We start from the raw sequence: 23,528 nt of genomic DNA on the forward strand, positions 1-23,528 counted from the left end.
AAAATCATGGAACTCAAAATTAAGCTGGAACAACTTCATCAAAGAGTCAATGGTCTGAAAGAGCAAATTCAAACCGAAGAAGCGACTAAAAATGCTTTCGTTTTGCCTTTCATTCAGATTTTGGGTTATGATGTGTTCAATCCTGTGGAAGTTATTCCGGAGTATATTGCCGACATAGGAACCAAAAAAGGTGAAAAAGTAGATTATTTGATTAAAAGAGATGATGAACCAATTTTGATTATCGAATGTAAATCCTGGAAAGAAAATGCTGATGCTCATAATTCGCAACTTCATAGGTATTATCACGTTTCGAAAGCTCGGTTTGGGGTTTTAACTAATGGAATTATTTATAATTTCTATACCGATTTGGAGAAACCTAATATTATGGACGATAAACCTTTTTTGACCATTAATTTGGAAGATTTAAAGGACAGTGGAATCAAGGTTTTAGAAAGTTTCACCAAATCAGATTTCAATTTGGAGAATATTCTCAATTCGGCGGAAGCGATGAAATATATTAAAGCGATTCGTTCTGAATTTGAAAAAGAAATTGAAAATCCATCCGATGAAATGGTAAGATTGCTCGTTAATAAATTTTTTGACAGACCACTTACTGCAACGAGAATGGTAGCTTTTAAAGAATACACCAAAAGAGCGTTGAGCGTTTCCATCAATGAGTCTATAAGTTCTCGATTGAAATCTGCATTGAGTATCAATGAAAATATCGAGTCCGAAAAGCAAGAAACGTCTATCGACGAGAAATCCGAATCAAAACACAATACGACAGAAGACGAAACGGAAGCTTTCTACATTGTAAAAGCAATTCTTCGGGAAAAAGTTTCATTAGATAGAGTTGCTGATAGAGATACACAATCGTATTTCGGGGTTCTGCTGGACAATAATAACCGAAAACCCATTTGTAGATTTCACTTTAACGGTTCTAAAAAATATTTAGAAGTTTTTCATAACGGAAAAGATGCTGGAGAAAAATTTCTTTTAGAAAACCTTGAAGAAATCTATAACTATAGAAATGAACTATTAGAAACTTTAGAAAATTATAAGTAATATGAGAATAGAAGTTTACACTGTTAATCCCCAAAAATTGAAATCTGACATTTTAGAGAAATCAGACCGAAATGATTTAAAGACTTGGAAAATACGTAAAAACGCTAAAGGAGAGTTATTTTTGACTCATGCCAGTCAGTGGGAAGATGCTGCACTACTTCAATTAATGGTGCATGATAAGCGATTAATTATAAGCGTTAATTGGTGGAAAGATCAAGAACCCGAAGAGTATACAAAAAACATTTATTTGGGTAGATTTTCTGAAGCTCTCTTAAATCACTTTAGCCAATATTATACTTCGTTCCAAATTTTCCCATAAAGAATTTAAAGTAAAAATCCATGAGAACATTTTTACAAATTTTATTTTCAGCAATGCTTTTGCTTTCCTGTGCAAAAGCCAACGAAACGAAACTTACACATGACGCGCGATGTACAGGCTCCGATTACTGTACGGCTTGTTCCAACTGTAGTAGATGTGCACATTGCAGTTCTGGTGGAAGCTGTGGTGTGTGTAGAGGAAGTTCTTCTGGAAGAAGTTTTTATTCTGCTCCCAAACCAAAAAAAGCCACTAAAAAGAAAAACACAAATTTAACATTTACAAGTTCTGGAAGCAGTAGATCATCAAATAGTAATTCTTCAGCGAAAACCTATAATTTTTCATCAGGAGAAACTTTGCTTTATGTCAATACTGATCTGCTAAACATCAGAGAATCCCCAAGTACAAAATCTGAGATTTTGGAAAAAGTTGAGCGTTATGATGCACTTATTTATCTTGAAGCAATTGGTTCTTGGTACAAAGTTGAAGTAAAAGAAACAGGAACTGTTGGTTATGTTTATTATAGTTTGGTTAACCCATGATAACCACGATTTAATATGACATGTAATAGCCACTACTTGATCTGACAGTTTTGTTTAATAGTCGGAAAAAACTGTCAGTTATTCTCTAAAGTCTTTACTACCAAAAGTAAGGATTTTTTGTTCTTCAACAAGTGTTTCCAGTAATTTTTCTTTTGCCATTGGTTTACTATCCAAAAACGTTTGCATAGGTGTTTTCCCGTAACAGTGCTTTCCTGTGTGAGTTCTTTGGTTATTGTAATACAAAAGCCAACTATTGAGGTCTAATTGAAGCTCTTCTATACTTCTATAAATCTTTTTTCTAAAAGCTATTGCATAGAACTCATCTTGAATGGTTCTATGAAAGCGTTCGCAGATACCATTAGTTTGCGGACTTTTAGCTTTTGTTTTGGTATGATCAATGTCTTCAATAGCCAAGTAAAGCTGATATTCATGCTGGTCTCTTATACCACAATATTCCGTTCCTCTATCAGTTAAAACCCTTAGCAAACGAAGCTCCTGCTGTTCAAAGAAAGGAACTACTTGGTCATTAAGCATATCAGCAGCGATAAGTGCATTTTTACGGTCATATAACTTGGCAAAAGCTACTTTCGAATACGTGTCTATGAATGTTTGTTGGTAAATATGTCCAACGCCTTTAATGTTACCCACATAATAGGTGTCTTGTGCTCCCAAATAACCTGGGTGATGCGTCTCAATTTGTTCATTCGCTTTTTTATTGTTTTTATAGGTATTCACGAATGCTATGCATTTCACCATGTGCTTTCTTTTCTTCTTTGGCTCTTTCTAATGCTGATAGTTGTGATTCTGTTAAGACAATACCTTCTTGTGCCGACTTTGCTTCTAATGCTTTCAATCGAAGTTTAAAAGTATGCAAATCGTGTCTGAGCCAAATACTTCTCACTCCTCCCGGAGAAATTGAAAAGCCTTTCTTTCTAAGTTCGTTACTTACACGAAGCTGACCTAAGGCTGGATTCTCAATAGCTATATCTACTACTGCTTTTTCAATAGCTTCGTCTACACGATTCTTTAATACTGGTTTTCTTCGTGAAATCTCCTGTAATGCCAATTCTCCTCCTTGCTCGTAAAGTTCCTTAAACCTATAGAAACTGTCTCGAGAATAACCCATTACTTTACACGCTTTGGAAACGTTTCCTAAATGTTGGGCTAACTCTAATACGCCTAGCTTGTTCTTAATGATTTTTTGTTGTGTTGTCATAATTCTTAATCTGTTTTAAAGTTATTCTTTTTTATCCTAACTGTCAGATTAAGTATTGACTAATTCAATTAAAGGGGTAGGAAAAATCTTTTCCTACCCCTTTTTTCTAATCTAATTTTGTGTATTCAACAATAATTCTAAACTTGTCCGGCATTTTTCCATCGGTACTATACAAGATATTGTTACGATGAATGATAAATTGACCACTTTCAGGATTATACTTTCCTTTTATCTCATGTTCTATATTTTCAAAAATCAAGTTTGGGAGAGAGTAATCTAAATCAGGGATTAAATCAATCAAATTTAATTCGCTCTTTCCGCTGCCTCCCTCAATTTCAAAAACTCTTTTATAAACAGGTTTTTTGTTAATCCACTCACCAATAGTTAATTCTTCATTGCTATAGCTGAGAGTTACCCATAAATTATTAACTGCGTTATTCAGATTATTGATGGATGAATTAACATTGTTTTTCCAAACCGAATCAGTTCCTGCTAGTTTGTATGAGTTGATAACGTTGCTCCATACATAAGCATCCCCCTTTTCGATATCTATATAAAACTTTCCGTTTTCTCCTGTTGTTGGAAAGGCACTTCGTTTATCACAACTTAAGATGTTATCATACACTTCCATGGATGCTACTTTAACATCCCCATTTTCATCGACAGCATAGTCGATATATGCTGCCGAACCGGGTTCTGCAACTTGGTAAATCACATTGGTTTCCAACTTATCTGCCGGAGGTAATGCGTTTACCCTGATTATTTTTCCTATTTCTGACATTTTTTATATTTTTAAAATTAAACATAAGAAAGGCAGAGCAGAGATAGCTCTGCCTTAGTTTTAAACTATTTTTTTGTAAGGTTTTATTGATTAACTCCAGTCTCCTCCGATGACTTTTGAAGACTCGGATAGCGTTCCTAATGACACATTGTCAATAGAGAAACTTTTTTCTGTTTCCAATTCTTCAGGATTTTCGCAGTTTGTAGGATCTGCTTCTGGGAAGATTGGCAATGGTTGATCCGCATCTGTAGGTAATCCTGTGGATTTATCCTGAAGGATGGTTAATGTAGTTGGTATTCTTGTAATCCAATATTTACCTTGTGGTTTTCCTGTAGGTTCTCTCATCTCATCCACAATACTCATATACATTGGATCTCCGATGACAGGGACTTCGCCTCCGTTCCAGATGAGTCCTGTTTCCAAGAAAAGCTGTACTGCGTCTTCAAAGCCTGGGTTCACAGTGATGATAACTCTTGCCATACCAGATTTGTGAATTATGAGAAATAAAAACTCCGAAGTTGAGTTCTTCGGAGATAACATTTTTTTATATAATCAACTTATTAATCACATCTTCCCTTTTTTATATTAATCGAATTTCCTCTTGCATAAAAAAAATGATTATCGACAATATTAAAATCTACCTCAACATCAGCTAAGGAAAACGAAGGACAATTAGAAGTATCTCCCATTACATTCCCTTTATTATCTAAAAGACGAATATATCCTAAACTTCCACTTATGCCACCATCACCCGGTGCTGTAAAAAATCTTTTTTCTTTATAAATTTCTACAACATACTTTCCATCAGGACTTATTTGTGAGCTGATAAACTCTTTTTGGTTTAGAAATTTATATACAATTAATGAGATTAAAAATATTGAGATTAGTATAATAACTACTTTTTTCATATTAAAAATTTTGACTAAGGTAGGAAAATTTACAGTTATTTCAACTCAAATGTCGGATATATCACGTTATATGTGTAAAGATTAGAATACTTATAGCTGTCTTCTCCTTTCCCTGTGTCAGATCTATAGTCTCTATAGCTTTTATTAGATATTCCTGCATCCGTTCCAAATTTATATACTTCTTGGTTTACATAAGACCACGATCCAAGAGGCTGTTCTCCTACGAAGTCAAAACCATCCTTGATATAGGTGCCAATTTTTTCTATTTCAACTTTTATTTTTCCATTGTTATAATGCAAAAAACCTTTAGCTGAAAATCTTAAATTACAATTTGCAATGGCTCCAAAGAAGTCATCGAGTTTATTAAATACAGATTCATTGTAAGGAACACTCAGAAAATAATATTTTTCAAATATGGGCATTAGTTCCAGTGCTTCTCCTCCTTTTAATTCTTTTGGACGTATTTTCTTTTCAACAATCCTCCATGAAAATGTATTAAATTCAGTTACAGCATTGTTAATGGTAGGATACTGTACAATTCCATCTTTTTCCATTTTAATTATTTCCTTTTTGAGTTGGTTAATTGCATCTTTCTTTTTCCAGTCATCCTTGTGTTCTTCGTAAAAATTTTTAAATTTTTCGAAATGTAGCAACCCTCCTAATGTATAATAATCCAATTTTGGATTTGCTTCCCATGGATATTGATTTCCTTTTCCTTCAAACCATTCAATTTGAGCTTTTTCAGCTAAATGCCAATTTAATTTTTTCATTATTTTAGGTATTAGCGTAACAAAATGAATTTTTAAGTTTTGTCCTTCCCATCTAGGATCTGGATAATAAATTTCTTTTCCAACAGTAATTCTTAATAAGAAAAAACAAATAGTTTTACCATCACACGAATTAAACATTTTTTCTTGATTTATCTTTATCTTCATTTTGCTTTTACTTATCTTAAAGCTAATTGATTCAATTTGGTTACCATTAGTTCTATTTATTACATCAATTGTTGCCTTTTTTCCTATTGCTTCCTCATAAAATATGCATAATGTGAAAATTTCATCTATTCCAAAAGGTAAAACACCATTGTGAAATCCTCCCCATTTTATATCACACCAATAATAATCTGCAATATATTTTTCTTTTTTATCCCTCTCCTGTTTCATCATTTTATAAATCGGAGAAGCAACTATTCTTTTATTCTTGTTCATTTTTTTAAATTTTAAATTATTGTAAAAAAACAGGCGACTTTTTACCGCCTGTTCGTAAAATAAATGCTATTCTAAATAGTTAAACAAGGTTGTTGTACTATCTTTTCCTGCATCCATATGCACGTCTCTTTGCTCAAAACTGGTCGCTGTTTCTAGTTCCGAAGGATTTTCGCAATTATCCACATCGATTTCTGGAAAAATCGGAAGTGGCTTATCCACAGGAAGTCCAGTCGATTTATCTTGCAAAATCGTCAGTGTTGTAGGAATACGCGTAATCCAGTATTTGCCTTGTGGTTTTCCTGTGGGTTCTCTCATCTCATCTACAATGCTCATGTACATTGGGTCTCCAATTACAGGAACTTCTCCTCCGTTCCAGATTTTTCCGGTTTCTAAGAAAAATTGTACAGCATCTTCAAAACCTGGTTTTACAGTTACAATGACTCTCGCCATACCAGCTTGTAAGAAACTTCTAAACAAAGGATCTACACTTTCAGAAATGTACATTTCCTGCCATTTATTTCTATTTGCCCAATAATAAGGATAAAAAGTATAATCCATAATTTCCCATTCGAAGGCCTGTTCCATAAATTTGGCAAGTGCTGTGTATTGGTCTAATTGTTCTCCAAGAATAACTTCGAAAGTCGGCATGGTTTCACCATTGGTAAAATTTTGTCCCAAAATGTTTAGGTAATCTTGCAAAAGATAAGCGATACAATTATGCTTCAAAACATCTGCTTCCATATAACGGTAGAAGTTGCCTTGTTTTTCCTTGGCATCGGCTTCTTTTTCCGCTTGTGCTGCATCTATAGCTGCTTGATCATCTTGGAATTTTTTGTAGGCTGCTTCGTAGGCTGCAATAATGGCGTTAAAGTTTTCTATCTTCCAAGCATCCATGAACGCATCTGAAAGTTGGCAATATAGCGTTATATTTAGCGTTACATCTTCAATATTCCTTCCCCTGTATAAAAAATTAAATGATCCTGTTAGATTAAGACCCCCTTCGTTAAATATACCTTGATTGAACCTGCTTCCAAAATTTAAATTTTTCTCTCCCCCTTTTCCATTGCTACAATAAAATTCACTATTATGATACGACACATTTCTTTTCATATAATATTGTACCTTCATACTTTTGGCCGCATAATCTTGAGTAATATTTATTGGGGTTCCAACTGCTCCAAAAGGTTTTACGGAATTAGGCCTTCCTACAATATCTTGGTTAACTTCAATATTAGATTGAGGTAAACTAGTTAAAGTAACTCCATAAACTCCCGCCCAATATTCTAGTAATTGCTGTGTTGCAGTTTTGGGGTTTCCCATTGTATTTGTTGGTGATTTTCTAGGATCTATTGGAGCTGTAATAACCTGCGCTTTGCCCACTGTAAGTGCTAAACGGTGTAATCTTGCAGGTTCCGGAACCATAAACTCAAACATGGCACGTTTTCCATAATTATAGATTTGGTTTTTCATCTTTTTATCGATCCATCTATATACTCCAGTAATATGTTGTGGTCTTGCTGCATCCGGATTATCGGTATCTGTTACTTTACCTCGGTTGTCAAATTCATGAACATTGGTTTCGGTGTATTCCTTGATAATCTTCTGTACTCTTTCTTCGGAAATTTTGGTAAGTACTCTTTCCATTGCTCTCTCAGTAATTTCCTGAGATTTCATTACAGCCTGTCTTGTGCTGTCATGCTGAGCGGTATTATTGGCATATTCAGCACCTATTTCGAATGTCATTCCATATCCACCGTAAGTAGCACGTGTATGAGCAGTAATACTTCTTTGTTTATCCAGCTCTTTTGCTACTTCAGTTTGCATATCTGTTCTGGAAGTTTTGGAGGTGTCTGATATTTTTTCTGTTTCTTGAGATTTTGATGTGGTATCCGTAATTTCAGAATAATCTCTTGCAACAGAAGATTTGTGACGAAGTTCACTTGCCATTACATTTTCAATATTAGAAACTTCTCCTGGAACATAGGCGTGAACACTTTGTACCACTTTTAAATAATCTGCAACGCCTAACCGCTTAATTCCGAAATTTTTTCTTGGTCCATTTGTAACTCCTGATGATGTTCCTCCTGCTGTAGGTTCATCAACTTTAATTCTATCCAGAGCCAAAATACCTGTATAAAGATTATTGTTACTAAGGTTTGCCAATTCTAAAACTGATGACCTTCCATTACTAAAAAACAGCTCCAATTTGAATGCAGAAATACTGCTGAACTTATTATTGAGCATAATAGGAAAAGTGATCTTATTGTCTATGACCAAAATATTTCCAAAATCTTCAATGTGCTGTCCTGTGTTGGTTGTTGCTGTTAATTTTGCAGAAGCTATGTCCCAAGAAGCGTTTTCTACCTCAAAAGAAAAATTAACACTACCTCTTGCAGGTATTAAAAATCTTCTTTTCCAATTGGCAATTAAACTATATGCTAAATGGGTAATATTAGTGTTTGCTGCAACAGGAATCAAAGCTCCTCCAATATTAGTATATTGCTGTTGTGCTAAAGAAGAATTATCTAGAACTGTTTGAGATGCAGAAACGATTTGGTCTTGTAGTTTTGCAAAAACATCATAGTAGGTTTTGTAGGATGCATCAATACTAACTCCTGTTTCTCCTAATTGCATGGATGTTTCCGAAGTTAATATTTGTTCATATTTTGACAAACTTTCTAAGTTTTCGTTTTCAAAATCCAAATCGGAAAACAATTCAATAAACAAATCTAAAGATTCTGGTGAAAGTCCTGTTTTCAGATCTTCAAAATTAATTTCATTTTTGTAATAAAATTCAAATGGGGGAACTTCAAATTCTCGAAGTTGTTCATACAATCGGTCAATTTCTTCTTGTGGAGTATCTTCTTTAATTTTGGCTTCAATATCATTGAGTATTATCTCATACTTTGCTAATTGTTCTGCATTTTCCTCAAGATATTTTGAATAGGCTTCTTTATAAGCTCCTTCCTTTGATCTATGGTAGCTTTTTTGAAGTTTTTCTAACTCTTTGTTAAGTTTTTCCAAGGATTCCTTTTCTTGTGTGGCTTTACTAACAACAAGCTGTTGATTGGCATTTACTTTCAGCCTTTGCTCAACAGCTGCAGTTAGACTATTTCCCGACAATCTATTTGCAAGTGAAGATTCCGAAGCAGTTTCTTCTACAAAAAGTTCTTTAGGCATTACAATTTTTCCATTCAAAGCATTTTGCAATGGGTTTTCGCCATTTGCTTTTAGCACATCCTCATCAATATTCATATTTTGTGCAAACCCTAAATGTATGGCTTTAAGGATATGACTAATGGCTTCCTTCACATAGAAATCTTTTTGAGAAACTACTTGATAAATTAGATTATCCCAAAGAAGTTCAAATACTTTAAGACCTTCTCCATTAAGTTCTTTTTTAGAATCGATTAAAGTAGTGTAATAGCTTTTGGTATATGCCAAATCTTGATCTTCAATTTTTTCTTTTTTGGAAACTTTTCTTCCAATAATTAGCAATTGTCCAAATATTCCAGTTTCCAATTTTTTTTCTGAGTCGAAGGCTGTACTTTCAAAATTGCTTGATTTTATTGCATTCTCCATAGCCCTAATTTTAGCTACAGAAGCTCCTCTTCCTGATACAGCAGTATCAAAAACTCCTTCTACTCCTTCTGGTCTGTGGATAAACCCTAAGTTTCTTCTTTTTGTTTCTGTAAGTTGTGGGTTTCTTAAACTCACAAATCTGAACAGCGTTTGTGCTGCATTATTATTTGTTGACATTTTTTTAATAAATTTGTTTGGTTTTAATTGTTAAAATATTGAAGGACATTCTTTAGCAATGTTTTTCTTCTGTTTTAGCATATTTTTTAAGGTGGTGTCCGCTAAAATGGATGTCCACCTTTTTCTTTAATGGTTCCTTTCATGGATTTTATTTTAATTATTATCATCTTGTTCTTGGAATCTTAGTTCCATTTCGTCATAGTCTTTGGAAAAGAAATCTTCCATTTCCAGCAGTTCGTCTTGGATGTGTAACTCCAACAATTCTTCGTCTGTGAAAAGCTTTATATCAAGTGCTTTTTCGTTTTGAAATTCGGTGATTGGGTCTTGTGTTTTCATTGTTTCTTTCTGTTAATCTCTCGGAAACAAAAGTAGATGGCTAATGCGACAAAAGTCTTCGCTTCAGAAATTGAGTTTTACTTTTTTTTAGAAAACTGAGTCATTGTGTTGGCAATCAATACTAAAATTTCCAATGCTTTTTTCCAATTGAATTTTTTCTTCGGTTTTTGTGGTCCTGGGTTTGCTGCTGCAAAAGCGGAGTTCATTGTTGTTGTCATTTTTTTGTTGTTGCGAGCGAAACGAAGCAATCTTTTTGTTTTATTGCTCCGATTCATTCAGGTTAATTATTCTGTTGATATTTCTGAAAACAAATGTAGATGGGTGATGCGACAAAAGTCTTCGCATTAAAAATGAGTTTTCATTTTTTTTATTAATTCAATTCTTTTTTTATTCTGGAGAATTAATATTAGTAATAAGACTTATATTAATTATTTATAAGTAAAAAAACTTATATTTTGTTTTTGATTAATTTTTGAACAATATGGTTAAGCTCTTCTTTGTTTTCATCAATATAGCAGAGACCCGCTTGGATTAGAGCTTCTATATTTTTTTTGCTGACATTGTCCATTTCTGGAGAAGCATTTTTAAGAGAAGGATTAATCCGATAATAATTTTTTTGGTTACGGTGTCCCAACGTATCATATATTTGCGACAGTTGGTAATCAACCGTTTCTGCATTGGCAGACATCAGAATATCAATTATAGGAGAGACCCATCCGATCTTACCTGCTTTGGATAATTTTCGGTAGGAGTAAGTTTTGGACTCGGTTCCTGTTCCCAAAGAGATAATAATCATATCATTGGCTTTTGGGAAGTTAGGTTTCTGATGTGTTTTGAATATTTCTGCGAATGCTAATTTTCTGGCTTCGGCATAGGCACATAATGATGGATTATTGGCATACATTCCACCATCAATCAAACTAAAAATCTGTCCATACATGGATTTAATTTGTGCCGGTTTGAAATATGTAGGAGCCGCAGAAGTTGCTCTACAAATATCTTTTACCAAAAAATTATTGATGCTCTCCTTCGCATTGATGGCATTGAAGAGTTTTGCTCTTCGGTTTTCGATGTCATAACTTGTGATTAAGCAAGGCTTGATTAATTCTTTTAGTTCTAAATTTCCAAAGAAATCATGGAGGTTTTCTTCTAAAGCTTCTTCCGAAATTTTTTCGTTGAATAGGCCAAAAGGATTAATCAGCTTTTCCCAAAAAGAAACCTGAAAAATATCGCCTCCTTTTTCGGAATACAATTCTAATCCTTTTTGGATGGAATATTTGGCTTTTCCGTTTTCTCCCGGATAGAGTAGGATAGAGGTAATCAATCCACCGGTACTGCTTCCTGCAACCAAATCGAAGTAATCTCCCAAATTATTTTCTGGATGGTACTTCTGTAGTTGCTCTTCGATGTAGCGCAGAATTATACAGGAAATAATCCCCCGAATCCCGCCTCCGTCTAATGATAAAATGGTAATTTTTTTCATTTGTTTAGTCATTACGAGCAAAGCGAAGTAATCTTTTGCTTTTTATTTTGCTCTGTTGTCTTCTGAAACAAATGTAGTTGCGGGTGGCGACAAAAGGTGACGTGTTAGAAATTTAATTTGCAATAAGTTTATTGAATTAATAAAAATAACCGTCTCATAATTGAGACGGTTTCATTAACTTTAAGTTATTCAAAGTCTGACAAAGATGGTATATCTGGCCATCTTCCTGCTTCATATTCTTGAATGTAGTATTCATCAGATCGGCTTGTTCCAAATACTATAATTTTTCCAGTTTTATTTTCTACTAAAAAGGGTGAGTTGCCAATTAATCTAGCCCCTTCTTCTTTAGTATCTATATATTCTTTCGAATTATAGGAAAATATTATTCCATAATCTTTCTTGATTGAAAGTTTGTCTAAAATAACCAACTCTATTCCTCCCCTTTGTTCCTTTTTCTTTAAGTAGTCATTTGCAATCTTAATAATCTCTTGTTCTGTTAGCATAATAATTTAATTTGTTTTTAAAAATTTGAATGATTTAAATTCTTGTAGAAGATTTATTTCGCCTAAGAAGGTTTGTCCCTCAATATATTTGATTCTATCTTTCTCTAATTTCATTATATTAATAACATGGGATTTCAAATTTGGTCCTCTTTCACAGAGTAAAATTCCTCTGTCCCCAATTGACATAAACTCTTCTTGCGTCCTTAACGTTTTGAGTTCAAAAGTTCTAAATCCTTTAATTCCTACTCCATATAAGTTTTCTAATACACGATAATTTTGTGCCTCCGAATAAACAGCAGTGTTAATTTTACCAGTTCTAAAAAATTCTTCTATGACTTTTACTACTTCTACACAATTATCTCTTCCTATTTGCACAATCTTTTCCGTTCCGTCAACTTCTTTTACAATATGATTAAAATAAATTCTTGCATCATTAATAAAATCTATTGCATTTTCGGCGGTAATTTTGGTTTCTTGTAGAGCTTTTAAACCAGCTCGAAACTCTTGTACAGACATGCTAGTATGAGCTACAATGTCTACTAATTCATCTGCCATTCCGGCAAGGCGGCTTAGTTCCTCTTTTATTTTTGCCGGATTTCCTCCCGCTTTTCTGAAGATATAGTCTAAAAAAGTACCTGTTCTTTCAGAAGAGTTTCCTTGGAAAACTTTCTTGCATTTATAAAAAATGCCTATTTCTTTATCCGCATTTTCTACAAAAAGAACATTCAGTTTCTCAAAAACAGATTTATGTTTTGTTACTTTCTTAATACCGTCATTTAACAGTACTGTGAGTCCTTTTTTGGAAAAGCCTTTTAAGGGAAACGAATATAGGGTATTTTTGATTAAGTTGCTAATTCTATTTTGTTTGGCAATATTAGATCCCGAAGCATACATAAGAACTGTTGTCTCCAGCACCGCTGTTGTCGCTTTTGGAAACCATGTTGCTAATAGACTTCCTGCGCCTTGTGCCATGTATATATTATCCCAAGTATTTAATACTTTTCTGCCTCTAGAAGTCATTTGCAATTCTTCTCGCAGTTTTGTTTCTATATAAAAATCTGCGATTGCAAAACCGATGTCTGCACATGCAATATACAGAGGGACACCAGATACTCCTGATTCTAAAGTAGAAAGACTAACCGCAACTACAAGTAAGTCCCCAGCAATACGTAAGCCCCTAAGTGCTTCTTCTGTTGTTTTTCGTTGAGCGATGTGGTATAAAAATAGAGCGGGAACTACCGTGTCTATCTCCATGTTTTTTTTCTCTCCATTTTTTAGTTTCACTCGATCATAAAGTTTGAGACTCAGCATGTCTAAGGGACTGAATTGTCCGTCTTCAATTAATACCTCATAATCAAATTCCTCCTTTTTTAGATTCCACGCTTTGACGGTATTCTTTAGTGTTACTTTGTGATTGGGGTTTCGTTCCATCCAAATTCCTTCAAGTTCACAGTGTCTCTCAACAGTGTCATTATCTTTTGTTACTCCGAAAGCAAAAAGGCATCCTTTTTTTTCTGGTTGGTGTTGATCATCCATAGCATGTCTTGACTGCATAAAAGCGGTAATATATGCTACAAAAAGTTCTTTATTACTTAAGCTTTGTAGATGATGTATTTCTTGTATTTCCGAAATGATTCCTTCTCCTATATATTCACTTTCTCCATCTAATGAATGGTAGATATGAAGTATAAGCCCTGGGTCATTCTTTAGTTTTTCATAGACAAACTCTCCCGAAATAGCAGTGAGAATACGCATGGCATACCTGCTTTTGTCCCGAAAAGGATCTATAAATGAGTCAATCCATGTGCTGATAGAAATTTGATCTCTGGACATTTGTGAGTCATATTTTAAAAACTTAATAAAATGGTTCCACAATAATTCGTCTGAAAGTTTCTTTATTTCGCCTTTATATTTTACTCCGTTCAATACAAAATCAGGTAATATCTGATAAAAAAACTGTAAATCTTCAATGGAGCTGAGCCCAAAACCTATTTCCTCAAAGTCTAAGATTAATCCTACTTTTGCCATATCCTCATGATGAGGAAAAAGATGAGATATTACATCTATATAATCATTAGCGTTGCTTAGATACATCAATATGGCATCTGGTTCTGTATTGTCTTTGAGAATCGTTTCTACTTCATTTTTAACCAGATCTATTCCTTAATTTATTTGTTCTATAAGGAATTCTTATTGAGCATGTTATCTCTTTCTTTGTAATGTTTACCGTCATTTTATGAGTATACTTTTGTGGATCAATATATCCTAGACTTATATTAAGCCATACTTTACCATCAATTCTTTCGAAAAAAGTACTCCTAGCTATTAATTGATCTATAGGAGGTTTCTTTTGAATTATCAGATTTTTAACCACTTCAGTTTTCAATCTTGTATTGTCAATCTTTGGAGATTCTATTTTTTCAACCTCTATTTTTTCAACCTCTTTTCGAGCACTAATAAAATTCTTTTCTGCATCAAAAATATAAGTGTTAAAATCTATGTTAGATTTTAATATAGTGAAAAGAGTTATCTCATCTACCCACAGGTTTGTAAAGAATGATTTTATAGGATTATGTACTATTTTTTCGCCTCTCATTTCAGCCCAAACATCCCTACTGATGTCTTCGAAAGATTTATTGGCTTTACCTACTGTAAAAAGATCTTTTCCTTTTCCTAAATTTCCTTTTTGTATTTGTTCAAAATTTAAGATACTACTACTTTTAAAAGTGTTCATTAACTCTTCCTGATCATGAGAGTCAAAGTCATAAAAATCAGGAAATGTTTCGTAAATGTTCATGTTTTTTTGGTTTTAATTGTTACTATTTTAGAAATCATATTTCCTTTTTACACTACGACATAACCACTTTTATCCTGCCTCATCTTAGATAGCAGTTTCCAAGAATTTTTAATCGTTCCGGATGTGGTGGTAATTTGTCTTTTTTCAAAATGAGGGAGGTCTTTGAAGCGTTTCCAGTTTCCGCCCCAATCCCAACCGTATTTTGCGAAGATTTTCACACACTCATACCAATCGGCAACGCGGTCATTGTCCCAATCTTTTGCGGTGTCCCAGCTTGCGACTTTTCCATCAATCATCAAACAAATGTCAACTGCTAATCCGTAGTTGTGGATGCTTTGTCCGGGTTTTGCATTGGTTACTTTTTGTCCGGGTTTGGTTCTTCCCAAAGAGTAAAGGTCGGCTTGTTGCTTGAAGGTTCGCAGTCCTTGTGTAATCCGTACTTCAGCTTTTCCGGTGAGTGCTTTATTGCACTCTTCGATAATCTGTGTGACTTCATCCCTTATCAAAGGGTGTAATTTTTCAATTCTTTGTTGTGTTACTTTGTCCATAACTTTTGGTTTTAATTGTTACTGGAGCAAAGCTAATCCGCTAAAGCGACAAAAGGCTTCGCATTAAAAATGGATTTTGTAAGATAATTTTTATCAGATAAAGAATAAAAAATCCGCAACTTGGTTTGGTTGCGGATAGAATCGTGAGTTTAATTTTTTACTTGTAATGATTTATGCTTTCTTGCAGGTGATGTTTGATATCATCAATTAAGCATTGCGGTTCTATGACAACCACTTCCTTTCCAAAAGACAAAATTTCCTGCATAAAATCATACGTTGGATAAAGCACCAACTGAAAAACATAGTTTTCGCTATCCTCAGAAATAATTTCTTGGGTACTGTGAAGCGGAAAACTTTTGATGTATTCGCCTTGTGATTTTGTGGTTTGGATGACAATTCGTTTAGGTTCTGTGTTGTCAGGATTCATAACACCGAACGCAAATTTGAATTGTTCCTTAAGACTTATGTTCTCATATTTTTTGAATGTAGCTTTCATTACCTCTAAATTAGTAATGCGATCCAAACCAAATGATTTTAAAATATTGTCTTTTTTATCAATTGCAATGAGATACCAGCGATCTTTGGATTCCTTAAGTGCAAGTGGATGAACTTTCCTAATCGTATGTTCTTTCTTTAGATAACTTTCGTGGTTAAAGCTAATCACCCTTCGATTTCGGATGGAAAACAGTAAGTCATAAAAGTTAGTAACTCCTGTTGGTTTTCTGCTGTCAAGAAAAACATAATCAGCAAAATCAGGATAGGCATTGACTGCATTAACAATTTGATGGGATTCCAACAATCTTTGGTTGTACTCGTCAACTTCCATAATTGGTCGATCCTCGATAAAATAGCGGTTGTCTTTTTTCTTTTTGTTTTTAATGGAAATATCAAAAAGCTGTTCGATGTCCCTCAAATCTCTTTGCAATGTCCTAATCGTATAAGAATAGATTTGTGCATCTACAAATTCATAAGAATTGAGCAAGTAATCCTGTATTTGTTCAAAAGTTGCAGGAGATTTTTCTAATCGTTTGATAATAAGCGAATATCGAGCAAGAAAGAAGTCTTTTTTCATGTTTTTTTATTGATAAACAAATATAAAGTGGCAACACGACAAATCGTGTCGCTTTAAAAAAATAATTTTCAACTAATCTCAGCAGCATTGTAAGTAAGAGATTGTTAATACTTTAAATTTTTGTTAAAAAATAGACATTAAAAGATAAAACAAAGAATTACCTTTGTTTTCATAAAATATTACGCAAAGCGTAAGCTATCAAACAGGTTACTGAAAACCGCTAATTTTCACTGATGACCAAGTTGATAGGCTTACGCCTGCGCCTCTATACGGGCGTGGGCTGAGTCTTTCTGGTCATCGGGTTCTTAGCGGTACCTCAGTAACAGATTGGCTTCGGTTCCACGCCTTTGTTGTTTCAGAACAATTCGATACCAGGAACCCGTATCATAAAAAAACCACAGATTTTATGAAGATTTCAATTTTCATTTTGGGAGAATTCATTTTTCCCATGAGCAGCATCGCATTGCTGCAGAGCTCTCCAGAGCCACCTTATGAACCTCGGTTCAACATTATGCACATCTTATTTATCCTGGTTGGATTCCTGTATTTTTTGCCCAGTATTATCGGGTTAGTAAGAAAGCACTATAACCTAATCGGTTTAATTGCGCTTAATGTATTATTAGGATGGACTTTGATTGGTTGGGTAGCCGCATTGATTTGGAGTTTGCTCAGAAGCAGTAAAGGTATGGTCATCAATAATTTTTCGGAGACAATATCTCCAAATAGGTATTCTCAACTAGAACAGCTGAACCAACTCAAAAGTACTGGTGCCATTTCAGAGGAAGAATTTGAAACCGAAAAACAAAAACTATTAAACCAATAAAAAAATGGATAATTTAGATAATACCAATCAAGACCATCATAACGATCAAAATCAAGAACCCAATAAAAGTAAGAAAGGATTTGATAAAAGCAATGGACATTTGCTTACCGACGAATTGATTCAAATGCGTTCGGATGCCATGTTCAACAAAAAATACAGATTTCTTGGCAGAAAATCAAATGATATCCACTATGGATACTTCGAATGTACAGAACATAATATCCCCTTCGAGCAAATGTTAAGCTCTCATTTTGCCGGAAGAGTTCCTAAAGGTTGCCAGGAGTGTTTTCATCATACCCTCAGCACCACGATCAAAGCCCGAAACTTCTCCATGCCAAGAGATAAGCATCCCCACGCATTAACCGATGATTATGTGAGAGATAAGTGCAAAGAAGTACATATGGGAAAACTCAAATTCATTAAAAGAGATGAAAATGATTTCAGATATGGCATCTTTGAATGTGCTCACGGAAAGCTTCTGAGAAACATGGTTAGTTATAACCTTAAAGGAAGCTTTCCTGAAGGTTGTGGAATATGTACTAAAGAGAACCGAAAGTACGAAAGTATTCTTACTCCGGATATTGTACGAAAAAGATCCTTTGAGCAATTTGGAGGACAAGTCTATTATTTAGAGCGGGATATAAAAGATAAAGAATGCGGGTGGTTTCTGTGTAGAGAACATGGTATTAAATTCAAGCAGAAACTATACAAACATTTCAAAGGACAAAGAGCGTGTAGTCTCTGTCAAAAAGATCAGAGCCGACTATGGAAATTGACTTATCAAGAATTGCTGAAGTATTTTTCAAAGGAAGACATCATTACAGAGAAAACATACGAAGATTGTAAAAACACCTACCACCTCAGATTTGATTTTTACGTTGAAAAAATAAATCTACTGGTTGAAGCCGACGGAGAAGGGCATTTTTTCAATGTTCCGCAATGGAACGGCGAAGAAGGATTTAAAACCAGACTTAGCAACGACAAAATAAAAGATGATTATACCCGAAAAAATAATATTAACTTTATTCGGATTGCATTTTACGAAATCAACCAAATCAAAACAATCATTGAAGAACAAGTAAAGAAGATTGAAAGGGGAGAGTTTGTATATCGGATACACCATAACAAGCTTCCGGAATAGCAACGGAATTTTCACACTACAATTATTGTCAAAACAAAGTTTAAAAGTAGGTTCTAATACAAAGAGAAGCCATCTCATAACATAGAAAAGAGATGGCTTCTCAATTTTTATTTTTCCCCTTCAAAATGCATATTGAAGAAAGAAAAATTGAAACGCATTTTCAATTTTCTGAATTTGTAAATTCCGAGACAAACTAGGATAATAATTCCGACGAGCTCGAGACCTAAAAAACAAATAAAATTTCAGTAGAAGAATGAGAATAACATCTCTAAAATTTTGAAAAAAAAGCTCAATAAAAAACGACGAGCTACTATTTTCAAATAATTACAAATGAATAAAAGACTCAAAAAAGGGAAATCTCTTTTCTATATTTCATACCAAATCAGATTCATTTTATTTTGAAACCCGACCCCGTTTACCACGAAAATTTTAAAATAGAATTTCCAGATTTGATGGTTGATTAGTGAAAATGAAGACGAAAAAAAGTCGAGGATATAATAAAAGTAAGAGGAAATTATTATATTTGAAATATAGAAGGATAATAACTAAGGGTCGAGAAGTGTATTTTGCTATACAAAACCTTATTTCGCTAACACTACATTACGGTTTCGTCTACCTTCAATACCCCTCTCGGTTTGCTCCTACCGTCGCAAACGGGTGGAAAAAAGCAACGTTTTTTTACCACATTTTTTAATTCAGTTTGAATTGAAAAGAGTAAAATAAAAGCAATAATAAAAAGGAATTCAAAAGGGAATTTGAGTGATGATTTGTTTTCATTTTTTCAGAGATAAGAAAAAAAAGTAATTAGGGGGGGAGAATTAAATGAATCAAAAAAATATAATAAGAAATGAACGTTAAAATTAGATTTTTTAAGCACCAATTTTTGAAAAAGAGTAGATAAAAAATGGAAGAAAAACAAATGATTTTTGATGATGAATATGCAGCAAAAATACTGGCAGAATTTAATGCTTCCGAGCGGAAAGCAGAAATCCGGAAGAAGAGAGCAGAAGGAGGAAAAAAAGGAGGACGTCCGATTATTGATAAAATTCGGAAAGTCCAAAAAAACATTCGGTTAAGTGAAGAAGAATCCAAGCACATTTCTGAGAAGGCACAAGCATATGGTATCACCGAATCTGAATTATTTAGACGATCAGCCTTGGATATTCCTCTTCCGGATCCAGAACGAAATAAACTCTTGGCAGAGTATAGAACAAACTTTCGTAGAATATCCAATATCTTCCGCAGTGAAATATGGGAATGGAGTGAAAAAGAACAATTCAAAACCGAGTTAGAAGAAATTCTTAGGTTACTCAAAAACCATTTACGATGATAGGAAAATCCAAGTCAGTTAAGGGAAGTCTCAGGGCGGCCATGTACAAAGAGCAAAATAACAAAAATGGAGAAGTTATTTATCAGCACCAACTAACTGGAGAAACTCCTCGCGAACGGTGGGAAGAAATGAAAGACATCGCTGACTTAAATCCAAGAACCGAAAAGCCTTTTTTGGAAAATGTATTAAGTCCTGAGAAAAGCAAAGGAGATTGTCTATCTATTAATGAATGGATGCAGTTAGCAAAAGACTATGCAGAGGAAATGAAATTTTCAGATAACCAATGGTACGCTGTGCTGCACCAAAATACAGATGAAAAACATTTGCACATATTTGCCAACAGAATTGATTTTTCTGGAAAAAATACAGTTAGGGATAATTATATAGGCGAAAAAAGTGGTAAGGCGGCCTCTGCATTGGCAAAAAAGAGAGGCTGGAAGACCGCAAAAGAAATTGCAGGAGAAAAGAAAAGGATAATCAAAGAAGCGCTTTTAGCGTGTATTTCTTGTTCACGAAGCTTAGAAGACCTGCAGAGTCAAATGCATTCGCAAGGATACGTATTTGAAATCAATTACCAGAATAAGAATGGAATTAAAGAACTCAACGGTGCTAGAATTATACCTTTGACTGAGTATAAAGAACCTTCCCAAATGAGCAAACGAGAATATTTAGCCAAGAAAGGGTTTAAGCTCAGTGAAGTTGATCGTAAATTAACTATAAAAGGAATCGCCTTAGAAATACAGAAAACAATCAAAAAAAATATGAATAATGGAATTACAAGATAAAGAATTTAGTAAAATGGATTTGCCGGAATTACTTAGATATAATTGCGCGATAATGACCCATTTCGATGAAGAACTAATTAAGTTCAACCAAAGTAAAGAAGAAACCATCCATCAAATACAAAACGTAGGACAAGGACTAGAAAATAGAGCAAAAGCCATAAGCGGTCTTTCTAAGGCAATAGGAGATGATATATCGAGGACGTATATATCAGAACGTGTAAAAACAGAACGATTATTTGATGAGCGAATAGAGGACTTTAAAAAAGTAGAATTTAATTTTTCTGAGCAAGACCTATTGAGAGTGGAAAAAGTGGAAAAAATCATAAGAATATGGTGGAGGATACCGGTCGTTATTGCATTTTGTTCGATATTTATTACTGGATTATCATTATTTTTTGGATTTAGTTTCTACAAAGAGAGCGTTAAAGCAAAAAGCGAAATTAGACAAGAGATTCTTACAGAATGGAAAAAGGAGGGAAATCAATTAGTAAATAGTAATGAATATCAAGCTCTTCAAGGAGAGAAGTACATTATTCAAGAATATGTAAGCCAAAATAAAGAAAGGACAAATGCTTATACGAAATTAAGAGAGGAAATAATGAGATCGAATAAAGATAGGCCATTCTTTGAATCCGTTGGAAATAGTAAAGTTACCAATGCCCAAAGCAAGTAATGATAAGAAGCTATACCTCAAATCCTATCATACCAATCTGAAAATCTTTTTTCAAAGGGAATCGAAAAACAGGTTTTCCTTGAAAGAATTTTGGTAAAACACTAGCCTAAACCTCTCAATATTGGAAAGGTAAGGGATGCTTCCCAATATTTTGGCTCTGCGTATAAAGAGAAAACATAGCCTTATTTTAGGATGAAAAATCATAAAAATAGAAAATGTTATCCCCCTTTGCTAATCTTTTAAAGATAACTATATTAGTTGATTGAACCCCATAAAGATAGTCGTTATGTTTTGAAACTTCCATTATTATTATTCCTCCCCTATTTAAAATATTTCCATTATCAAGTAATTTTAAAATTATAAGGTTGGATTTCATGTGGTATGGTGGACAGCAGAAAATTAAATCATATTTTTTTTTGCATCTTTTCAGAAATTTAATACAATCATCATTATATACGCTAATATTCGTTGCAGGATCTTCTTTTAGCTTATTAATATTTTTTCTTAAAATTTCACAAGCTTTATAACTACTTTCTACAAAATCTACTTTTGTGACAAAATTACTGATAGCCTCAATACCAAGATTCCCCGTACCACAATATAAATCAAGTGCAGAATTGATGCAATCAAATGAGATCGTATTAATTATTGATTCTTTGTTTGAATTTGTGATTGGCCTAGTAGAAATTCTATTAATACCTGTAACTTTTAGCCCTTTATATTTACCACTAACAATCTTCATTATCGTTTAAAATATACGGAAGCAAGGAAATACAACTATCATCATATATATTTGTAAAATTTAATTTTTTATTGTGTGGACTAGCCGTTTTTGCGGGATAAATAATTGGCTTTCCTACCAATGATAATGCATCAATATCATTAGTTTCGTCACCTACAAAAATCACATTCTTAAGATCATAATTTTTTTCCTTACAATAGTTTGTTAATACTTTTGCTTTTCCGTATGTATCCGACTCTTTAGATAAATAAGGCTTAACATCAAGTAAATTTCCAAACTTATCATAAGTGAATTTATTTATGAATATTTCATCAATAAGCTGGATCGTATTTTCATGGAGGCTCTCATAAACAAAAGTATCAATTCCTCCCGAAATAATAATAGTTCTGATGCCTAATTGATGCAGAACAAGTACTAAATCTTCAAAATTTGGAGCAATTTTTAAATTTTTGTCTTTTATTATTTTTGATATGTCTTCTCTTTTTAAGTTACGTTCTTTAAAATATTTTACACATTCTTTACACCATTCTTCGAATGTATATTCAAGATGATTATTTTTATGTTTTTTATAAAGTTCACTTCTAATAGAATCGTCATAATTTAAATAATTCCATATTTCTTTCCAAGAATGTTTATAATTGTGACCCTGTAAAATAGTTCCATCAAAGTCAAAAGCAACCAGTTTTTTTGATCCTTTTTTATATCCTATATTGCTGATATTATTCTTTCTATAGTCATTATTAAGTTTTTTTATTCCGGAAACTAATTTTTCTCTTTGGTTTTCAAACTCACTTGTAGATACTTTTTCTAATTCTATTGATGAGTTATTCCTGAATAAATCCGCTAGTTTATTAATGTCTTCAATTATGTGAGCTTTAATAGATTCTTTGAATTTTATAAAATCCTGTAAATTCCCATTATCCATGTCTTGAACTAGAAAGGGAATTATGTTTTTCCCATTTCCAAGCCCCCAAGAAGCCCCTAATTCATATAAACAAAATTTTGAATTATAATAATTGTTTGAGATTATCGCAATTGTATAATGTTCCGAAGCACCTTTCAGTTTTTCTAAAATATGGTCATGAAAATCATGTCCAACAGGTATGCCATACCCTGATTTATTTGAACAAAAAATATTATCTCTGTTTATTCCTAATCCAATACGTAAAAAATTGATTAATAAATCTGCATATTGTTGCTCAAAGTGAGAATGACTGATGAAAATCTTTGTATTCATATTATTTTATAATTTTTCACAACTAAAAAGCACAAGCGAAGGCTAACGAGAGTAGAACTAAAAATTTAAGTTCAACAAAATGAAGTTATTTCGATATGATTTCAGTGATGTGAAAATACAAAAAATTGATGAAATTGAAAAGCAATTGTGAGGTTGAATGTTCAAATTGAAAATTAGGATATCCGAATCCGTTTCGTGGGTACATGGTCCGCTTTTTAATCTTGAAGACATGTTGAAATCTCGATTTCCTGAGCTTTGTCATT

Annotated in this window: 23 protein-coding genes and 1 pseudogene; 8 read left to right on the forward strand and 16 right to left on the reverse strand. The window is 33.4% G+C overall.

The genetic code is table 11. The features are described 5' to 3' along the window. Positions 1–6: 6 nt before the first annotated feature. Genes AC4AGG_RS02845 through AC4AGG_RS02855 form a run of 3 tightly spaced genes read left to right on the forward strand, consistent with a single transcriptional unit; the run spans position 7 to position 1,923 of the window. The gene (locus AC4AGG_RS02845; protein ID WP_489770470.1) at positions 7–1,065 is read left to right on the forward strand and encodes a type I restriction endonuclease; all 1,059 of its coding nucleotides are present in this window, start codon (positions 7–9) and stop codon (positions 1,063–1,065) included. 1 nt (position 1,066) lies between these two features. Next, positions 1,067–1,384, forward strand: a complete 318-nt coding sequence (locus AC4AGG_RS02850) for a hypothetical protein (RefSeq protein WP_489770471.1) — start codon at positions 1,067–1,069, stop codon at positions 1,382–1,384. 20 nt (positions 1,385–1,404) lie between these two features. Next, complete coding sequence (locus tag AC4AGG_RS02855) at positions 1,405–1,923, forward strand: SH3 domain-containing protein (RefSeq protein ID WP_489770472.1); 519 nt, start codon at positions 1,405–1,407, stop codon at positions 1,921–1,923. Between the two features lie 78 nt (positions 1,924–2,001). Here the strand turns inward: AC4AGG_RS02855 and AC4AGG_RS02860 are convergent. The 14 genes and pseudogenes from AC4AGG_RS02860 to AC4AGG_RS02925 all read right to left on the reverse strand — a co-directional run bounded on the left by AC4AGG_RS02860 (position 2,002) and on the right by AC4AGG_RS02925 (position 16,534). Further along, a pseudogene (locus AC4AGG_RS02860) lies at positions 2,002–3,139 on the reverse strand (IS481 family transposase). Between the two features lie 106 nt (positions 3,140–3,245). After that, positions 3,246–3,920 (reverse strand): hypothetical protein, encoded by a 675-nt coding sequence (locus tag AC4AGG_RS02865; protein ID WP_489770473.1) that lies wholly within the window; start codon positions 3,918–3,920, stop codon positions 3,246–3,248. Between the two features lie 90 nt (positions 3,921–4,010). After that, entirely contained in the window at positions 4,011–4,460 is a 450-nt protein-coding gene (locus tag AC4AGG_RS02870) for a hypothetical protein (protein ID WP_489770474.1), read from the reverse strand. Between the two features lie 20 nt (positions 4,461–4,480). After that, positions 4,481–4,828, reverse strand: coding sequence for a hypothetical protein (locus tag AC4AGG_RS02875; protein ID WP_489770475.1), 348 nt, complete (start codon positions 4,826–4,828; stop codon positions 4,481–4,483). 35 nt (positions 4,829–4,863) lie between these two features. Then, complete coding sequence (locus tag AC4AGG_RS02880) at positions 4,864–6,036, reverse strand: DUF6402 family protein (protein WP_489770476.1); 1,173 nt, start codon at positions 6,034–6,036, stop codon at positions 4,864–4,866. A 66-nt stretch (positions 6,037–6,102) separates the two neighbouring features. Continuing rightward, on the reverse strand, positions 6,103–9,795 hold the full coding sequence (locus AC4AGG_RS02885) for a hypothetical protein (RefSeq protein ID WP_489770477.1): 3,693 nt from the start codon (positions 9,793–9,795) through the stop codon (positions 6,103–6,105). 153 nt (positions 9,796–9,948) lie between these two features. Beyond that, complete coding sequence (locus AC4AGG_RS02890) at positions 9,949–10,131, reverse strand: hypothetical protein (protein ID WP_489770478.1); 183 nt, start codon at positions 10,129–10,131, stop codon at positions 9,949–9,951. Positions 10,132–10,208: 77 nt separating this feature from the next. Further along, positions 10,209–10,349: a hypothetical protein gene (locus AC4AGG_RS02895; RefSeq protein ID WP_489770479.1), complete on the reverse strand. Its 141-nt coding sequence runs from the start codon at positions 10,347–10,349 to the stop codon at positions 10,209–10,211. Between the two features lie 230 nt (positions 10,350–10,579). Continuing rightward, positions 10,580–11,614 (reverse strand): patatin-like phospholipase family protein, encoded by a 1,035-nt coding sequence (locus AC4AGG_RS02900; protein ID WP_489770480.1) that lies wholly within the window; start codon positions 11,612–11,614, stop codon positions 10,580–10,582. Between the two features lie 185 nt (positions 11,615–11,799). Further along, the gene (locus AC4AGG_RS02905; protein WP_489770481.1) at positions 11,800–12,117 is read right to left on the reverse strand and encodes a YrhB domain-containing protein; all 318 of its coding nucleotides are present in this window, start codon (positions 12,115–12,117) and stop codon (positions 11,800–11,802) included. Between the two features lie 6 nt (positions 12,118–12,123). Then, entirely contained in the window at positions 12,124–14,145 is a 2,022-nt protein-coding gene (locus tag AC4AGG_RS02910) for a hypothetical protein (RefSeq protein WP_489770482.1), read from the reverse strand. Between the two features lie 118 nt (positions 14,146–14,263). After that, positions 14,264–14,914 (reverse strand): hypothetical protein, encoded by a 651-nt coding sequence (locus AC4AGG_RS02915; RefSeq protein ID WP_489770483.1) that lies wholly within the window; start codon positions 14,912–14,914, stop codon positions 14,264–14,266. A gap of 47 nt (positions 14,915–14,961) precedes the next feature. Continuing rightward, positions 14,962–15,462, reverse strand: coding sequence for a M15 family metallopeptidase (locus AC4AGG_RS02920; protein WP_489770484.1), 501 nt, complete (start codon positions 15,460–15,462; stop codon positions 14,962–14,964). 157 nt (positions 15,463–15,619) lie between these two features. After that, on the reverse strand, positions 15,620–16,534 hold the full coding sequence (locus AC4AGG_RS02925; protein WP_489770485.1) for a helix-turn-helix transcriptional regulator: 915 nt from the start codon (positions 16,532–16,534) through the stop codon (positions 15,620–15,622). A 406-nt stretch (positions 16,535–16,940) separates the two neighbouring features. On the opposite strand from AC4AGG_RS02925, the gene AC4AGG_RS02930 reads away from it, so the two are divergent. The 5 genes from AC4AGG_RS02930 to AC4AGG_RS02950 all read left to right on the forward strand — a co-directional run bounded on the left by AC4AGG_RS02930 (position 16,941) and on the right by AC4AGG_RS02950 (position 21,286). After that, complete coding sequence (locus AC4AGG_RS02930) at positions 16,941–17,357, forward strand: superinfection immunity protein (RefSeq protein WP_489770486.1); 417 nt, start codon at positions 16,941–16,943, stop codon at positions 17,355–17,357. Between the two features lie 4 nt (positions 17,358–17,361). Next, positions 17,362–18,498 carry a hypothetical protein gene (locus tag AC4AGG_RS02935; protein ID WP_489770487.1) on the forward strand — a complete coding sequence of 379 codons (1,137 nt, stop codon included), beginning with the start codon at positions 17,362–17,364 and terminating at the stop codon, positions 18,496–18,498. 904 nt (positions 18,499–19,402) lie between these two features. Continuing rightward, positions 19,403–19,828, forward strand: coding sequence for a plasmid mobilization protein (locus tag AC4AGG_RS02940; RefSeq protein ID WP_489770488.1), 426 nt, complete (start codon positions 19,403–19,405; stop codon positions 19,826–19,828). Next, positions 19,825–20,613 carry a relaxase/mobilization nuclease domain-containing protein gene (locus AC4AGG_RS02945; RefSeq protein WP_489770489.1) on the forward strand — a complete coding sequence of 263 codons (789 nt, stop codon included), beginning with the start codon at positions 19,825–19,827 and terminating at the stop codon, positions 20,611–20,613. Before AC4AGG_RS02940 ends, AC4AGG_RS02945 begins: the two co-directional genes overlap by 4 nt. Further along, positions 20,597–21,286, forward strand: coding sequence for a hypothetical protein (locus AC4AGG_RS02950; protein WP_489770490.1), 690 nt, complete (start codon positions 20,597–20,599; stop codon positions 21,284–21,286). Before AC4AGG_RS02945 ends, AC4AGG_RS02950 begins: the two co-directional genes overlap by 17 nt. A 187-nt stretch (positions 21,287–21,473) precedes the next feature. On the opposite strand, the gene AC4AGG_RS02955 is transcribed toward AC4AGG_RS02950, so the two are convergent. Next, a complete protein-coding gene (locus AC4AGG_RS02955) occupies positions 21,474–22,028 on the reverse strand; it encodes an RsmD family RNA methyltransferase (RefSeq protein ID WP_489770491.1) in 555 nt (184 codons plus the stop codon). Further along, on the reverse strand, positions 22,015–23,265 hold the full coding sequence (locus AC4AGG_RS02960; protein WP_489770492.1) for an HAD-IB family phosphatase: 1,251 nt from the start codon (positions 23,263–23,265) through the stop codon (positions 22,015–22,017). Before AC4AGG_RS02960 ends, AC4AGG_RS02955 begins: the two co-directional genes overlap by 14 nt. Positions 23,266–23,528: the final 263 nt, after the last annotated feature.

Source organism: Chryseobacterium sp. CG10_8 (assembly GCF_058117085.1).

What these genes read in the sequence shown, in the direction of transcription:
- AC4AGG_RS02845 (WP_489770470.1), top strand. Translation starts at nt 7, where the DNA reads ATGGAACTCAAAATTAAGCTGGAACAACTTCATCAAAGAGTCAATGGT.
- AC4AGG_RS02850 (WP_489770471.1), top strand. Translation starts at nt 1,067, where the DNA reads ATGAGAATAGAAGTTTACACTGTTAATCCCCAAAAATTGAAATCTGAC.
- AC4AGG_RS02855 (WP_489770472.1), top strand. Translation starts at nt 1,405, where the DNA reads ATGAGAACATTTTTACAAATTTTATTTTCAGCAATGCTTTTGCTTTCC.
- AC4AGG_RS02865 (WP_489770473.1), bottom strand. Translation starts at nt 3,920, where the DNA reads ATGTCAGAAATAGGAAAAATAATCAGGGTAAACGCATTACCTCCGGCA.
- AC4AGG_RS02870 (WP_489770474.1), bottom strand. Translation starts at nt 4,460, where the DNA reads ATGTTATCTCCGAAGAACTCAACTTCGGAGTTTTTATTTCTCATAATT.
- AC4AGG_RS02875 (WP_489770475.1), bottom strand. Translation starts at nt 4,828, where the DNA reads ATGAAAAAAGTAGTTATTATACTAATCTCAATATTTTTAATCTCATTA.
- AC4AGG_RS02880 (WP_489770476.1), bottom strand. Translation starts at nt 6,036, where the DNA reads ATGAACAAGAATAAAAGAATAGTTGCTTCTCCGATTTATAAAATGATG.
- AC4AGG_RS02885 (WP_489770477.1), bottom strand. Translation starts at nt 9,795, where the DNA reads ATGTCAACAAATAATAATGCAGCACAAACGCTGTTCAGATTTGTGAGT.
- AC4AGG_RS02890 (WP_489770478.1), bottom strand. Translation starts at nt 10,131, where the DNA reads ATGAAAACACAAGACCCAATCACCGAATTTCAAAACGAAAAAGCACTT.
- AC4AGG_RS02895 (WP_489770479.1), bottom strand. Translation starts at nt 10,349, where the DNA reads ATGACAACAACAATGAACTCCGCTTTTGCAGCAGCAAACCCAGGACCA.
- AC4AGG_RS02900 (WP_489770480.1), bottom strand. Translation starts at nt 11,614, where the DNA reads ATGAAAAAAATTACCATTTTATCATTAGACGGAGGCGGGATTCGGGGG.
- AC4AGG_RS02905 (WP_489770481.1), bottom strand. Translation starts at nt 12,117, where the DNA reads ATGCTAACAGAACAAGAGATTATTAAGATTGCAAATGACTACTTAAAG.
- AC4AGG_RS02910 (WP_489770482.1), bottom strand. Translation starts at nt 14,145, where the DNA reads ATGGCAAAAGTAGGATTAATCTTAGACTTTGAGGAAATAGGTTTTGGG.
- AC4AGG_RS02915 (WP_489770483.1), bottom strand. Translation starts at nt 14,914, where the DNA reads ATGAACATTTACGAAACATTTCCTGATTTTTATGACTTTGACTCTCAT.
- AC4AGG_RS02920 (WP_489770484.1), bottom strand. Translation starts at nt 15,462, where the DNA reads ATGGACAAAGTAACACAACAAAGAATTGAAAAATTACACCCTTTGATA.
- AC4AGG_RS02925 (WP_489770485.1), bottom strand. Translation starts at nt 16,534, where the DNA reads ATGAAAAAAGACTTCTTTCTTGCTCGATATTCGCTTATTATCAAACGA.
- AC4AGG_RS02930 (WP_489770486.1), top strand. Translation starts at nt 16,941, where the DNA reads ATGAAGATTTCAATTTTCATTTTGGGAGAATTCATTTTTCCCATGAGC.
- AC4AGG_RS02935 (WP_489770487.1), top strand. Translation starts at nt 17,362, where the DNA reads ATGGATAATTTAGATAATACCAATCAAGACCATCATAACGATCAAAAT.
- AC4AGG_RS02940 (WP_489770488.1), top strand. Translation starts at nt 19,403, where the DNA reads ATGGAAGAAAAACAAATGATTTTTGATGATGAATATGCAGCAAAAATA.
- AC4AGG_RS02945 (WP_489770489.1), top strand. Translation starts at nt 19,825, where the DNA reads ATGATAGGAAAATCCAAGTCAGTTAAGGGAAGTCTCAGGGCGGCCATG.
- AC4AGG_RS02950 (WP_489770490.1), top strand. Translation starts at nt 20,597, where the DNA reads ATGGAATTACAAGATAAAGAATTTAGTAAAATGGATTTGCCGGAATTA.
- AC4AGG_RS02955 (WP_489770491.1), bottom strand. Translation starts at nt 22,028, where the DNA reads ATGAAGATTGTTAGTGGTAAATATAAAGGGCTAAAAGTTACAGGTATT.
- AC4AGG_RS02960 (WP_489770492.1), bottom strand. Translation starts at nt 23,265, where the DNA reads ATGAATACAAAGATTTTCATCAGTCATTCTCACTTTGAGCAACAATAT.